The 13,758-nt window shown below is 46.2% G+C and carries 10 protein-coding genes; 5 read left to right on the forward strand and 5 right to left on the reverse strand.

The features are described from left to right. Nucleotides 1–4: 4 nt before the first annotated feature. Complete coding sequence (gene zwf / locus CEQ32_RS05270; protein ID WP_037418717.1) at nucleotides 5–1,477, reverse strand: glucose-6-phosphate dehydrogenase; 1,473 nt, start codon at nucleotides 1,475–1,477, stop codon at nucleotides 5–7. A 312-nt stretch (nucleotides 1,478–1,789) separates the two neighbouring features. Here zwf and CEQ32_RS05275 point away from each other — a divergent pair, with 312 nt between their 5' ends. Both CEQ32_RS05275 and pyk read left to right on the forward strand, forming a co-directional pair. Next, on the forward strand, nucleotides 1,790–2,644 hold the full coding sequence (locus CEQ32_RS05275) for a MurR/RpiR family transcriptional regulator (RefSeq protein WP_011072455.1): 855 nt from the start codon (nucleotides 1,790–1,792) through the stop codon (nucleotides 2,642–2,644). Between the two features lie 184 nt (nucleotides 2,645–2,828). Beyond that, nucleotides 2,829–4,268: a pyruvate kinase gene (pyk, locus tag CEQ32_RS05280; RefSeq protein ID WP_037418713.1), complete on the forward strand. Its 1,440-nt coding sequence runs from the start codon at nucleotides 2,829–2,831 to the stop codon at nucleotides 4,266–4,268. A gap of 140 nt (nucleotides 4,269–4,408) precedes the next feature. Here pyk and CEQ32_RS05285 read toward each other — a convergent pair whose 3' ends face one another. Next, nucleotides 4,409–6,688, reverse strand: coding sequence for an acyl-CoA dehydrogenase (locus tag CEQ32_RS05285; RefSeq protein WP_099458141.1), 2,280 nt, complete (start codon nucleotides 6,686–6,688; stop codon nucleotides 4,409–4,411). Between the two features lie 16 nt (nucleotides 6,689–6,704). Beyond that, nucleotides 6,705–7,343 carry a TetR/AcrR family transcriptional regulator gene (locus CEQ32_RS05290; protein ID WP_037419025.1) on the reverse strand — a complete coding sequence of 213 codons (639 nt, stop codon included), beginning with the start codon at nucleotides 7,341–7,343 and terminating at the stop codon, nucleotides 6,705–6,707. 218 nt (nucleotides 7,344–7,561) lie between these two features. Between CEQ32_RS05290 and CEQ32_RS05295 the strand changes: the two genes are divergently transcribed. After that, nucleotides 7,562–9,412, forward strand: a complete 1,851-nt coding sequence (locus CEQ32_RS05295; RefSeq protein ID WP_088585637.1) for a M2 family metallopeptidase — start codon at nucleotides 7,562–7,564, stop codon at nucleotides 9,410–9,412. Nucleotides 9,413–9,552: 140 nt separating this feature from the next. On the opposite strand, the gene smrA is transcribed toward CEQ32_RS05295, so the two are convergent. Then, nucleotides 9,553–10,143 carry a DNA endonuclease SmrA gene (smrA, locus tag CEQ32_RS05300; protein ID WP_088585638.1) on the reverse strand — a complete coding sequence of 197 codons (591 nt, stop codon included), beginning with the start codon at nucleotides 10,141–10,143 and terminating at the stop codon, nucleotides 9,553–9,555. Nucleotides 10,144–10,275: 132 nt separating this feature from the next. On the opposite strand from smrA, the gene CEQ32_RS05305 reads away from it, so the two are divergent. Together CEQ32_RS05305 and CEQ32_RS05310 are read left to right on the forward strand one after the other, a co-directional pair. After that, entirely contained in the window at nucleotides 10,276–10,851 is a 576-nt protein-coding gene (locus CEQ32_RS05305; protein ID WP_037418700.1) for a YybH family protein, read from the forward strand. Between the two features lie 29 nt (nucleotides 10,852–10,880). After that, entirely contained in the window at nucleotides 10,881–11,375 is a 495-nt protein-coding gene (locus CEQ32_RS05310; protein WP_088585639.1) for a YchJ family protein, read from the forward strand. Nucleotides 11,376–11,495: 120 nt separating this feature from the next. Here the strand turns inward: CEQ32_RS05310 and CEQ32_RS05315 are convergent, their stop codons facing one another. After that, on the reverse strand, nucleotides 11,496–13,679 hold the full coding sequence (locus CEQ32_RS05315) for a putative bifunctional diguanylate cyclase/phosphodiesterase (RefSeq protein WP_088585640.1): 2,184 nt from the start codon (nucleotides 13,677–13,679) through the stop codon (nucleotides 11,496–11,498). Nucleotides 13,680–13,758 lie beyond the last annotated feature (79 nt).

Below are 13,758 nucleotides of genomic sequence, written 5' to 3' on the forward strand. Positions count from 1 at the left end.
CCCCCTATTCATCCCACGAACGACCGTCTTTGGTGATCAGCGCGACGGAAGCCACGGGTCCCCAAGTGCCCGCAGGATAAGGTTTCGGTTTTTCATTGCTCTGTTCCCATGCTTGGATGATGCCATCAACCCATGTCCAAGCTTGCTCCACTTCGTCTCGGCGAACGAACAAGGCTTGATTACCGAGCATGGCTTCAAGCAATAAACGCTCGTAGGCATCGGCAATGCGCTCGTTTTTGAAAGTATCAGAGAAACTCAAGTCGAGTTTGGTGGTTTGCAAACGTTGTTTTTGCTCTAACCCTGGCACCTTGTTCATCATCTGGATCTCAACCCCTTCGTGTGGTTGCAGACGGATGGTTAACTTGTTAGGTGGCAAGTTACGGTAGCTAGAGCGATACAAGTTATGTGGTGGATTTTTGAAATACACCACAATTTCAGAACTCTTAAACGGCATGCGCTTACCGCTGCGCAGATAGAACGGCACGCCAGCCCAACGCCAGTTATCAATATCGACACGCAGCGCCACAAAGGTTTCAGTATGCGAGTGTACGTTCGCCCCTTCTTCCTCTAAATAACCAGGCACTGGACTGCCCTTGAGGAAGCCCGCACTGTACTGACCACGGACGGTGTTTTCATACACGTTGTCAGCATTAATCGGCCGCAGCGACTTCAGTACTTTCACCTTTTCATCGCGGATACTGTCAGCATCTAAGTTAACAGGTGGATCCATCGCAACCAGCGTCAACACTTGCAGTAAGTGGTTTTGGATCATATCGCGCATTTGACCAGCTTTATCGAAGTAACCCCAACGGCCTTCGATACCCACTTCTTCGGCAACCGTGATCTGGACATGGTCAATGGTCCGGTTATCCCATTTAGAGGCAAATAAGGAGTTAGCAAAACGCAGCGCAATTAAGTTTTGAACTGTCTCTTTACCGAGATAATGGTCGATACGGTAGACTTGGCTTTCTTTAAAGTAGGCAGAAACTTGATCGTTAATCACACGGGAAGATGCGAGATCAGAGCCAATGGGTTTTTCGAGAACGACGCGCGAGTCGCTGTGGATCAGATTTTGTTCATGTAAACAGCGGCAGATATCCCCAAAAATCGACGGTGGGGTTGCAAAGTAACTGACCATGACGCGCTCTTCTGGTTTGAGCAATTCATGGAAGGCGCTGTAACCTGCTGAATCAGTAAAATTAGTGCCGACATAATGACAACGGGACACGAATCGGTTAAGCGTTTCTTCGCAGAGGGGTTCTTTGACGAAGGTGTTTAACGCAAGAATGACTAGCTCTCTAAACTCATCCTGACTAAATTCATCTTTTGCGACACCGATCACCTTAGTATCTTTGTCGAGAAGTTCAGCCTTATCTAACTGGTATAAAGAAGGTAACAACTTGCGTCTTGCCAAGTCGCCTTTAGTACCAAAGAGTACGAAGTCACAAGCTTTGGCGCCTGATGATGTTTTGCCCATTGCGTTACGCTCTCCTTTGTATGTCGTGTCCCTTCATGCTAATGAAGGAATCCACACTTTTGTTGTAATATAACAACAGAATTTGTTAAATGCATCTCTTTTTATCAATATTAACATTCTAGCTAACTAGGCACCTAAGGCATAAATCTGATATGATTTTTGTGCTTAAATTACTGATGATAGTAAATTCTTATTTCAAAAACCGACGTAAAACTTACTTAAGCAATCTTGATTAGTGGGATCGTCAAGCTGATCTGTGGCACTAAACAAAAAAAAATAAAATTACATACTCAATTTAGCGGACATACGCGTATGAATACCCTAGAAAAGGTTCAAAAAAGCCTCACCCATTTTAGTAAGTCAGAACGCAAGGTTGCAGAGGTCATCTTAGCCTCTCCGCAAACAGCTATTCACTCCAGTATCGCCACACTCGCTAAGATGGCAGATGTCAGTGAACCTACTGTGAACCGTTTCTGTCGCCGCTTAGATACTAAAGGCTTTCCTGATTTTAAGTTACATCTGGCACAAAGTCTCGCAAACGGCACGCCTTATGTGAGTCGCCATGTTGAAGAAGATGATTCTCCCGAATCATACACAACAAAAATATTCGAATCTTCAATGGCTTCTTTAGATACTGCCCGTCAAAGTTTAGACGTAGCGGCCATCAATAAAGCCGTTGATATTCTGACTCAGGCCAAGACAATTTCATTCTTTGGCTTAGGGGCATCAGCCTCAGTCGCCCATGACGCACAAAATAAATTTTTCCGTTTTAATGTGCCTGTCATCTGTTTTGACGATGTTCTGATGCAACGCATGAGTTGTATCAACAGCAATGAAGGCGATGTTGTGGTTTTAATTTCCCACACAGGCCGCACTAAGTCATTGATTGAAATAGCACGTTTAGCAAGAGAAAACGGCGCTGCCGTTATTGGTATTACGGCTCGTAACTCGCCGTTATCGATGGAATGTACACTGCCTGTGACGATGGAGGTGCCAGAGGATACAGATATGTATTTACCTATGGCCTCGCGTTTAGCGCAATTGGTGACTATAGATGTATTGGCGACGGGTTTTACCCTACGCCGCGGCCCTCGTTTCCGTGATAATTTAAAACGGGTAAAAGAAGTGTTGAAAGAGTCTCGTATCAATAAAGATCCGATACTGTAATTCACTTCCTATCTTTAAAAAGGCTAGCGCAAACCCTACGTCTAGCCTTTTTTAAAGCAAATTTCAGCGATACCTCACAATTTTAAAACATAACTTCAGATCAATTTGATTGTAACTTTACTACATAATTTGGAATTGCATGCTAATATAGTCACAAGATTTTTTAACTTTAACGGAGTATCTTATGTTCCGCAGAACCAAAATCGTCACCACACTGGGCCCCGCCACTGACCGTGACGATAACTTACGCCGTATTATCGCGGCAGGTGCAAACGTTGTTCGTCTTAACTTCTCCCACGGCTCTCCCGAAGATCATCTCAAACGCGCGACTCAAGCTCGCGAAATTGCAAAAGAATTAGGTGTACATGTAGCGATTTTAGGTGACCTACAAGGTCCTAAAATCCGTGTTTCTACCTTTAAAGACAACAAGAAAGTCCAACTGAAATTAGGCCAAGCTTATATTCTTGATGCTGAACTCCCCAAAGGTGAAGGCGATGAGAATCAAGTCGGTATCGACTATAAGCAATTACCTGATGATGTGAATGTTGGCGACATCCTGATGCTCGATGACGGCCGTGTCCAACTACGCGTTGAGCGCGTCGAAGGTCGTAAAGTCCATACGACGGTAACGGTTGCGGGTCCTTTATCAAACAATAAAGGGATCAACAAGCAAGGTGGTGGTTTGTCCGCTGCGGCACTGACCGAAAAAGACAAGGCTGACATTCTCACCGCAGCGATGATCCAAGTGGATTATCTAGCCGTTTCCTTCCCACGTAGCGGTGCCGATTTAGAATACGCACGTTCTTTAGCACAGCAGGCTGGTAGCAATGCACTGATCGTCGCGAAAGTTGAACGTGCAGAAGCGGTTGCTAGCGATGAAGCAATGGATGATGTGATTTTAGCCTCTGACGTTGTCATGGTTGCCCGTGGAGATTTAGGGGTTGAGATTGGTGATGCTGCACTTGTGGCAGTGCAAAAGAAACTCATCGCCCGTTCACGTCAGCTCAATAAAATCGTCATCACAGCGACCCAAATGATGGAGTCAATGATCTCAAGCCCAATGCCAACCCGTGCAGAAGTGATGGACGTGGCAAACGCCGTGCTTGATGGTACCGACGCTGTGATGTTATCAGCCGAAACCGCTGCCGGTGACTTCCCTGAAGAAACGGTTAAAGCAATGGCGAATGTGTGTGTTGGTGCAGAATCTCACCCAAGTGTGAAAGTCTCTAAACACAGATTGGATGCACGTTTCACCTCAGTTGAAGAAACCATCGCCCTATCGACTATGTATGCGGCAAACCACCTAGAAGGTGTTAAAGCGATTATTGCTTTAACAGAATCAGGTGCAACACCTAAACTGATGTCGCGTATCAGTTCATCTTTACCAATCCTTGGCCTATCTCGCCATGACACAACACTGGCGAAGATGGCTCTGTACCGTGGTGTATTACCGATTTACTTCGACTCAACGATCTATCCAGCCGATGAGCTCGCGCAAAAAGCATTGGAATCATTAACCAAAGCGGGTTACTTACACAGCGGTGACTTAGTGTTAATGACCAAAGGTGATGCGATGGAAACCATCGGTGGCACTAACACTTGTAAAGTGCTAATCGTCGCTTAATCTTTGCTGATTGGCTTTCGCTAGACGAAAAAGTTAGGCTAAAAGTCATTAAACTTAAAAACAAAAACCACCTCAGTTGAGGTGGTTTTTTTATGTCTTGTAACGGTGAGAAACTATTGTAGTCGTGCTAGCAAATCAGATTATAAGGCTTCAAAATCATTCACATTGATAGCGGCTAAACGTAACTTATCCGCATGCAATAGTGTTTGATGTTCTTCGCTATTAATCGTGCCCTGCTCTAACGCTTTAGCAAATAGAACCAAGTTTGGTACTTTTGCAGGTAACTCACCGCTGCGCTGTGCTTTTTTGAGCTTTTTGTAAATCTCTTTACAGGCATACTGTGCTACAAACGCTTGTTCTACTTCAGCAATACCACCCACATCGCCTTCAAACTCAGGACAAAGGAAGGTAATACGCTCACGGGCAGGACTCGGTTTTAACATGCCAGAGACAAGCTCAGTTGCCATTTTATCGCTCGGCGCATTAAAATGATTGCCGATGGGGAAAATGAGTGCTCGCAATAACCAAGCAACTGGACGATTGGGGAAGTTGCGGATCACATCTTCTAGTGCTTTCGCCGCTAAGTGCAAGCGATTAGCCATTACATAACGTACCGCAGGTAAATCATCCTGTTGGCGACCATTGTCTTCAAATAGTTTTAGCGTTGCAGAGCCTAAGTACAACTGACTCAATACATCGCCCATCCGTGCAGACAACATTTCCTTGCGTTTTAAATCGCCGCCCATAATCAACATTGAAATGTCCGTCATAAAGGCCAGCGCCGAAGACAAACGAGACATATCTTTGTAGTACTGTTTGGTTTCGCCACTTACTGGGGCGCTACCAAAACGACTCGCAGTTAAGGCACTAAATAATGCGCTGAACGCGTTACGCGTCGCATACCCCATATGACCCATTAGCAACGAGTCAAAACGCGCAAGCGCCTCGTGCTGATTTTCCATAGCTGCCGCTTCCATTTCGGCCAGAACGTAAGGATGACAACGGGTTGCGCCTTGACCAAAGATCATTAACGAGCGGGTAAGAATATTCGCGCCTTCTACGGTGATCGAAATTGGATTCGACATATAAGGATGGCCGAGGTAGTTTTTAGGTCCTAATTGGATCCCCTTACCCGACTGAATATCCATCGCATCGTTCATAACAGCTCGGCCAAGTTCAGTCATGTGGAACTTCGCAATAGCCGTGACCACTGAGGGTTTGACTTTAAGATCAATCCCCGTGGTGGTTAAACGACGTGCAGCTTCTAACTGGTAGGTATTGGCAATAATACGAGCAAGGGCTTCTTGCACCCCTTCAAACTGGCCAATCGCCATGCCAAATTGGTGGCGCACATAACTGTATGCTGTGGTGGTTTTGGTTGCCATATGGCCTGAAGCAGTTGCCAGCGCTGGTAAAGAAATACCGCGACCCGCTGATAAACATTCAACCAGCATGCGCCAGCCTCTGCCCGCAAATTCTGGACCACCAATGATCCAATCGAGCGGAATAAACACTTCATCGCCCTGGGTTGTACCATTCATAAACGCCATATTAAGTGGATTATGACGGCGACCAATCACCACGCCAGGATGATCCGTTGGGATCAACGCGCAGGTAATACCAAGATTCTTTTTATCACCTAATAGACCGTCAGGATCGCGCATCTGGAAGGCTAAACCCAATACCGTTGCAACAGGTGCTAAGGTGATATAACGCTTATTCCAGGTTAATTTAAGGCCTAAAACCTCTTCGCCGTTAAACTCACCACGGCACACAATGCCCACATCTGGGATTGCGCCAGCGTCACTGCCTGCTTCTGGGCCTGTTAACGCAAAGCAAGGTATTTCATCGCCTTTCGCTAATGCAGGTAACCAACGTTCCTTTTGCTCTTCAGTGCCATAGTGAGTTAATAATTCACCAGGGCCTAATGAGTTAGGTACCATCACAGTTACCGCAGCACTCACGCTACGACTAGCTAACTTGCTCACAATCGTCGAATTGGCATAAGCCGAAAACGCTTTACCACCAAATTTTTTCGGAATGATCAGCGCGAAGAAGCCTTCTTTTTTGAAATAATCCCACAGCTCTGGCGGCAAATCTTTACGATTATGGACAATGTCAAAATCATCGATCATTGTCAGGGCCGTCATGACCTGATTATCAATAAAGTCCTTCTCTTCTGCCGTCAGCGTTGGCTTGCCGTAGCTGTGCAGCGTGTTCCAGTTCGGATTACCGCGGAATAACTCCCCTTCCCACCATACATCGCCAGCTTCCATCGCTTCGCGCTCAGTATCGGATAATGGCGGTAACACTTTTTTGAAAAAATGGAAAACTGGCTGGGTGATAAATTGCATTCTGAGGCTTTTTACTGCAAACAGCGCAATAACAGCTATCAGGGCAATAATTATAATCGTCAACATAATCAAGACCTTTTTATTAAGAAGCTACGGGAACAGATACGCCCGCAGCCATGTAGGGGATCACTTTGCGGATCACGGCTTCAATATCGTTGTGCTCACCAAATTCAGCCGCAGCAATATCGTTTAACGCATCAGCGGATGCCATAGTGAAAACGATTGTGCCGAGGGTGAAGTGTAAGCGCCAAAACATTTCAGCAGGAGGTATATGGGGAGCACTTGCCGACACCGCCTTCACAAAGGTATCTAGATGTTGTCCATAGTGGGTGGTGATAAACCAGCGCAGATGCCCTTGGCTTTCGATATAGCCTCGTCCAAGTAGCTGTAGGAAAATCGTGGTACCTTCCGTGCGCAAGTCATTTAAATCCAATAACGGATCGACTAACGCCGATAAAATATCCTCTAGCGAAGCCTGAGAGGATGCAGTATGTAAACGTTTTATAGCCGTCGATGCAGCGGGCATAAAAACGTCTAAATAGCGGGCTAACACTGCACGGATTAACTCTTTTTTAGAGCCAAAGTGATAATTCACCGACGCTAAATTGACCTCTGCCTTGCTAGTGATAAGTCGTAATGACGTCTCAGAAAAACCTCTTTCGGCAAAGAGTTTCTCTGCAGCATCAAGTATTCTTGTTTTTGTATCAGATCGACTTGCCATTCCGTGACCTTGAATTAATTTAAAACACTCGTTTAAATTAAACATTGGTATGGTCATTGTCAAACGAAAAATGACCAAATAAGCTGCGTCACAACAACGAGGCTTAACAAGCCAATCACAGTGATTGCAAAAAAGAGCCAAAAGCCATCAAGTTTTATTCAAAATACAATCCACTTAGGTAGAATGTGCAACACAAAAACAACAGCGGATTGCAATACATGACTATTCGATTAAATCATCCCACGACACTCGCGCTCACCATTGCGCTAACCTTAGGCTTAAGCGCCTGTAATGATGCACAAAGCAAGGCCGATGCTACTACAGCTAACAAAAATGCGCCCGATAAAGCCCAGGCCATTGCCTTTATACAAGATGCGGAAGCGCAAATGGCGCAGTTATCCATCGAAGCGAATCGTGCCGAATGGATTTACAGCAACTTTATTACCGAAGATACCGCAGCATTATCGGTCGCCGTGGGTGAAAAAGTCAGCGCCGCTTCCGTTAAGTTTGCCACTGAAGCCGCAAAGTATGCCAATGTGGAACTCGATCCCGCCAATGCGCGCAAACTGAATATTCTGCGCAGTGCACTTGTGTTACCGGCGCCGCTGGATCCCGCCAAAAATGCTGAGCTCGCGCAAATCAGCTCCGAGCTCAATGGGCTCTACGGTAAAGGCAAATATTGCTTCGCCGATGGCAAATGTATGACGCAACCTGAACTGTCTACCCTGATGGCGGAATCGCGGGATCCCGCTAAATTACTTGAAGCGTGGAAAGGCTGGCGTGAAATTGCCAAACCAATGCGCCCGCTATTTCAACGTGAAGTTGAACTCGCTAACGAAGGCGCAAAAGACTTAGGCTACGCGAATCTGTCCGAGTTGTGGCGCAGCCAATACGATATGAAACCCGATGAATTTTCACAGGAATTAGACCGTTTATGGGGACAAGTTAAACCCCTCTACGAATCCCTGCATTGTTATGTTCGCGGCGAGCTGAATAACGAATACGGTGATGCCATTGCGCCGAAAACAGGCCCGATTCCGGCACATTTGCTAGGAAATATGTGGGCGCAGCAATGGGGGAATGTGTACGATCTCGTCGCCCCGAATGATGCAGATCCAGGCTATGATGTGACGGAATTGCTTGAGCAGAAAAGCTACGATGAACAGAAGATGGTGAAACAAGCCGAAAGCTTTTTCACCTCTTTGGGCTTTGCGCCGCTGCCAGAAAGTTTCTGGAGCCGCTCTTTATTCTTACAACCCAAAGACCGTGATGTCGTTTGTCACGCCTCGGCATGGGATCTGGATAACCTCGATGATATCCGCATCAAGATGTGTATCCAGAAAACCGCTGAAGACTTCACCGTCATTCACCACGAACTTGGACACAACTTCTATCAACGTGCCTATAAACAGCAGCCTTTCCTATTTAAAAACAGTGCCAATGATGGTTTCCATGAGGCCATTGGTGACACGATTGCGCTATCTATCACCCCAAGCTATCTAAAACAGATTGGTTTGCTCGAAGACGTACCCGATGCTTCGAAGGATATTGGCTTACTGCTTAAACAAGCTCTGGATAAAATCGCCTTTCTCCCCTTTGGTTTGATGATCGACCAATGGCGTTGGAAGGTATTTAGTGGCGAAATTACCCCTGCGCAATATAACCAAGCCTGGTGGGAATTAAGAGAGAAATACCAAGGCGTTAAGGCCCCGACTGACCGCAGCGAAGCCGATTTTGACCCAGGTGCAAAATACCATGTGCCCGGTAATGTGCCTTATACCCGCTATTTTCTCGCGCATATTCTGCAATTCCAGTTCCACAAGGCGCTGTGTGAAACGGCTGGAGACAAGGGCCCTGTGCATCGATGCAGTATTTACGGCAATCAAGCGGCAGGAGAAAAACTCAATAAAATGTTAGCGCTTGGTGCAAGCCAACCTTGGCCCGTTGCCTTAAAAGAAGTCACAGGAACGGAAATGATGGATGCGAGCGCCGTACTCGATTATTTTGCGCCGCTTAAAATCTGGCTTGATGAGCAGAACAAAGCTGCGAATCGTCAATGTGGCTGGTAATTAAGCCTCAGGTGCGAGTCATATCCACGCCTTAAACTAAACCGATAAAAATGCCCAACGATGTTGGGCATTTTTTTAAGCTCCAGTATTAACGTCTAACGCTCGCGACAATCAGAGAAATCAATGCGTTCGCAAATCCATTAACGCCATCCCATTCCCTTACGATTTGCTTCTTTATTCTCAATCTTAAGCTGCTCGGATTTAGTCAACATCACATATAAGGCGCCCGTGCCGCCCTGCTCGGTTTTCGCAGAATGGTAGGCAAGTACCATATCAAGCTGAGATAACCAGTGACATACCGCTGATTTAAGCAATCCAGCCACGGGTTTACTGTTATGGCCTTTACCATGGATAAGCATCACACAACGTTCCCCATGGGCCTGCGCCGCTAACAAATAATTGAGTAACGCATCTCTGGCCTGACTCAAACGGTAGGCATGCACATCTAACTCCATTTTAATACTGTACTGCCCCAGCCTTAAGCGCTTAAAAACAGCCCCCTGAACCCCTTCACGCTTAAAACTGGCTATATCATCGGATGCCATAATCGGGATCAAGCTTAAATCCAGCGGCATACAAGCCAAATAAGCCTCACGTTGCAGCGCATCACGGCGCTGAATTTGCTCATCCGTTAATGCCTTAGGTTGTAAATTCACCACCTTGACATCACCTTTAAGTGGCACAACTCCCGCCATTTCTTCAAAAAATAGTGCCGATTCATTATCCAGCATGGCAAGCTCCTCCACTCTTGACTCTCAGTGTGCACTTTTACAACAGAAACACACTTTGTAAACATTCACCCCTTTAGTTCAGCGGGCACCTCCATTATAGTGGCGCCATGAATGCTTGATTAGAATAATGTAATGAGATTTTTGCTGCTAGCCCTGATATGCCTATTGTCGCTGCCGAGTTTTGCGACCCCCTCAAAAGCCAAGACCAGCATGACAACAGATCAATTGATAAATGCGAATTATCCTTTGTTTACTCAAGCATTTAATGAACTTAATCACGACGTCACTGCCGAGATTTATGCGAAAGACGCAAGTTATCTGTCAGAAAGTCAAAGTAAAGAAATTTATTACGGCCGTGATAATATTGTCGCCATTTATCAACGCTTTTTTGATAAAATCCGAACCAAAAAGGCCCGTATCGATATCGACTTTCGGGTGCTAAACCGCAAATTATCAGGCAACAGCGCGTTCGACACTGGCTATTATTTAGTGCGTTTTTATCCCGCCGAAGAGACTGGCGAACCCGTGAGTGAATTTGCAGGCAAGTTCGTCATTGGCACACAAAAAGACACCCAGCACCGCTGGAATGTCACCCTTGATATGAACAATCGAGCCGAGCCTAGTTTTTATTTGAATGCGAAGCCTGTGCCAAATCTTTACTATGGCCGTCAGTTTCCGCCGTTACCTGACAGTAAAAAACCAAAGTAATAATCTTTATTATTTAGCAAGTTACACTCATGACACCAGAAGCCTATTGTCCCTGTGGCAGACAAAAACCTTATCAGCACTGTTGTGAAACGTTGCACCTTAATGTTGATTCAGGGACTCAAGTGGCCACCACTCCCGAACAACTAATGCGTTCACGCTACTGCGCATTTGTGTTGAAAAATTTTGATTACATTATTAAAACTCACCATGTAAACTTTCTCGATGGCTTAACCTTCGAACAACTACAGCAAGGCCCACATCCACATTGGTTAGGGCTTGAGGTCTTAGCTGCGAATGAAGAAATCTATCCCGATGGTACTCAACGCGGCAATGTGACCTTCAAAGCTTGGTATAAACTCACGGGTGAGATTGATGCAATCTATGAACGATCTGAGTTTATATTTGAACAGGGCCGTTGGTACTATACCCAAGGACAACAAATGCAGGCCAAACGCCCTGGGCGCAACGATCCCTGTATTTGCCAGAGTGGTAAGAAATTTAAACAGTGCTGCTTAACACGATAGTTGTTGTTGATGACAGTTTCGACTCATAAAACTATCGATTCATAAAACAATCGACTCATAAAATAAAGGCAATCAATTGATTGCCTTTATTTTTTCATCACATCAATACGAACATCTGGTTTAGTGGGCGATAAAACTCGATTGTTTCGCGGCCAGCAAAAACTGCGCAAACTCGGGTTCTCGCAGGGCTGGACTGTATAAATATCCCTGTGCCTGATGACACAAACTCTTGGCTAAAAACGCCTCCTGCTCAACGGTTTCTACCCCTTCTGCGGTCAAGGAAATATTGAGCGCACTCGCCATCGCAATAATGGCCGAGACGATTTCTTGGCTTTCGCGGCTAATGGCGAGATCGGAGATAAAGGAGCGGTCGATTTTTAACTTACTGATCGGGAATTGTTTAAGATAGCGCATCGAGCTGTAACCCGTACCAAAGTCATCTATGGCCAGCCCCACACCCAGCTCTGCCAATTCCTGACATAAGAGCGTGGCATGGCGAATGTCGCCCATCAATTCCGTCTCGGTGATCTCAAGGATCAGGGTTTTAGGCTTTAAACGATAGCGCGTCAGCAGTTGCCAGACTTGCTCATACAGGTTTCCGCTAAAAAACTGCCGCGCCGACACGTTAACATGCATGCTTAAATCGGCATTATGGTGCTGCCATATATTCAATTGTCGGCACGCGGCCTCCAGCACCCAACTGCCAATGGCATTTATCATCCCAGATTGCTCGGCAATATCGATAAAGGCGCCGGGATACAGCACACCTTTTTTCGGGTGATGCCAACGGATCAGGGCTTCGGCACCGATATAGGTTTTCTGCTCCAGATCCCGTAAGGGCTGATAATAAAGTTCGAATTGACGACCGCGAATCGCGCTATGTAAATCACGCTCGATTTGCGCATCTTCCTTAAAGGCACTGAGCAAGGTGCTGTTAAACACTTGAATAGCTGTACCCTTTTTCTTCTTTGCGTATTGCACCGCAATATCGGCGCAGGTCAGCGGCGCAAACAGATTGGCCACCGAGGCGATATCGACAACCGCCAGTGCGGGTTTAGGTTCGATTTGCTCACGACCGATTAAAATCGGCATGGCTAAATGCTGATATAGGCGGGTACTGAAATAATCCAGATCGTAAACCGCGTTATCATCGGTGAGCAACACGGCAAACTCGTCGCTACCGACGCGGGCAATTTCGGTTGCCTTATTAATTTCCGAAAAATGTTTTAAGCGCCGGCCAATTTCAATCAGCAAGCTGTCGCCATTTTCGTGGCCATAGGTATCGTTGAAACGTTTAAAGGCGACTAAATCGACTAGCAACAGTAGCCCATGTGTTGTTCGCTCGAGCACTCGATTAAAGTGACTGCGATTGTTAAGTCCAGTCAAGCTACAACGCCACGCCAGACGTTCCAACTCCGCTTTGTAGTTATGCTCATCCGTACTTTCTTCACCCGACACTAAAGCGTAATGATTGCCGCGATCGGTGATAAATTGGCTGACCACATACTTGAGCCAGTAGCGACTGCCATCGGCTCGATTAAATTGCACTTCGCCTTTAGCCTGCTCGCCTCTGAAAATTTTAGCCAAGGTCTGCTCGGCTAATTCACTGTGCTGCTTAAAGAAACTTAACTCGCGTAAATTGGTGCCTATGCTTTTTTCACGCGCTAAGCCAGTGATCTCCTCGTGGGCTTGGTTCACGTATTCCACTTTTTCGGTGTGCAGGTTAATCAGCATGCTCATCTGGCGAGACTGCTCGGTGGCACAGCGAAACAGGCTTAAGCGCTCTTCTTTATCGTAGGTATGTTTGGTGGCCAGCGTGAGGGCCAGTTGATCGGCCATTTGGCAGGCAAGGTGAATTTCGCTGTCGTGCCAATGGTGAGTCAGTTGCGCTCGCTCGAGGCAAAGCACCCCTTCGAGATGGCCATTAATGCGAATGCCAATCTCGAGGCTAGATAAAATTTGCCGAGGGATAAAATAGTTATCGACTAACTCTGTCAAACGCGGATCGATAAGCGTATTACTCGCATCGATATGGCGATGATTTTTGAGTTCATCTAAATAGCGTGGCAGCGTCTGCAACTGCGAAGGACGATGAGTGTCTTGTAGGGGCATAGCGCCAAATTGCGCCACTAGGGATTGGCTCGATTGGTCGGCGGAAAAAATCCAAACCGACACCAGAGAAACGGCTAAATTTTGGCAAAGTAGCTCAGTGGCTAACTCTGCGGTCTTAGTAAAATCACCCTGCTGTTTAGCCGTGGAATGCACTAAAGACTCTAATAAATGCTGATGCTGACGTCGCTTCACTCTGATTCCTACAAAACTTCGTGTTGGGTAAAACGGTACTGCTGCGACTAACACACTAAAGAAGCGTGTTAATAGAGCC

Origin of the sequence: Shewanella sp. FDAARGOS_354, from assembly GCF_002209245.2 — a bacterium.
Taxonomy (GTDB): Bacteria; Pseudomonadota; Gammaproteobacteria; order Enterobacterales; family Shewanellaceae; genus Shewanella; species Shewanella xiamenensis.

Coding starts and splice junctions, on each gene's coding strand:
- zwf (WP_037418717.1), bottom strand. CDS start 1,477: ATGGGCAAAACATCATCAGGCGCCAAAGCTTGTGACTTCGTACTCTTT.
- CEQ32_RS05275 (WP_011072455.1), top strand. CDS start 1,790: ATGAATACCCTAGAAAAGGTTCAAAAAAGCCTCACCCATTTTAGTAAG.
- pyk (WP_037418713.1), top strand. CDS start 2,829: ATGTTCCGCAGAACCAAAATCGTCACCACACTGGGCCCCGCCACTGAC.
- CEQ32_RS05285 (WP_099458141.1), bottom strand. CDS start 6,688: ATGTTGACGATTATAATTATTGCCCTGATAGCTGTTATTGCGCTGTTT.
- CEQ32_RS05290 (WP_037419025.1), bottom strand. CDS start 7,343: ATGGCAAGTCGATCTGATACAAAAACAAGAATACTTGATGCTGCAGAG.
- CEQ32_RS05295 (WP_088585637.1), top strand. CDS start 7,562: ATGACTATTCGATTAAATCATCCCACGACACTCGCGCTCACCATTGCG.
- smrA (WP_088585638.1), bottom strand. CDS start 10,143: ATGCTGGATAATGAATCGGCACTATTTTTTGAAGAAATGGCGGGAGTT.
- CEQ32_RS05305 (WP_037418700.1), top strand. CDS start 10,276: ATGAGATTTTTGCTGCTAGCCCTGATATGCCTATTGTCGCTGCCGAGT.
- CEQ32_RS05310 (WP_088585639.1), top strand. CDS start 10,881: ATGACACCAGAAGCCTATTGTCCCTGTGGCAGACAAAAACCTTATCAG.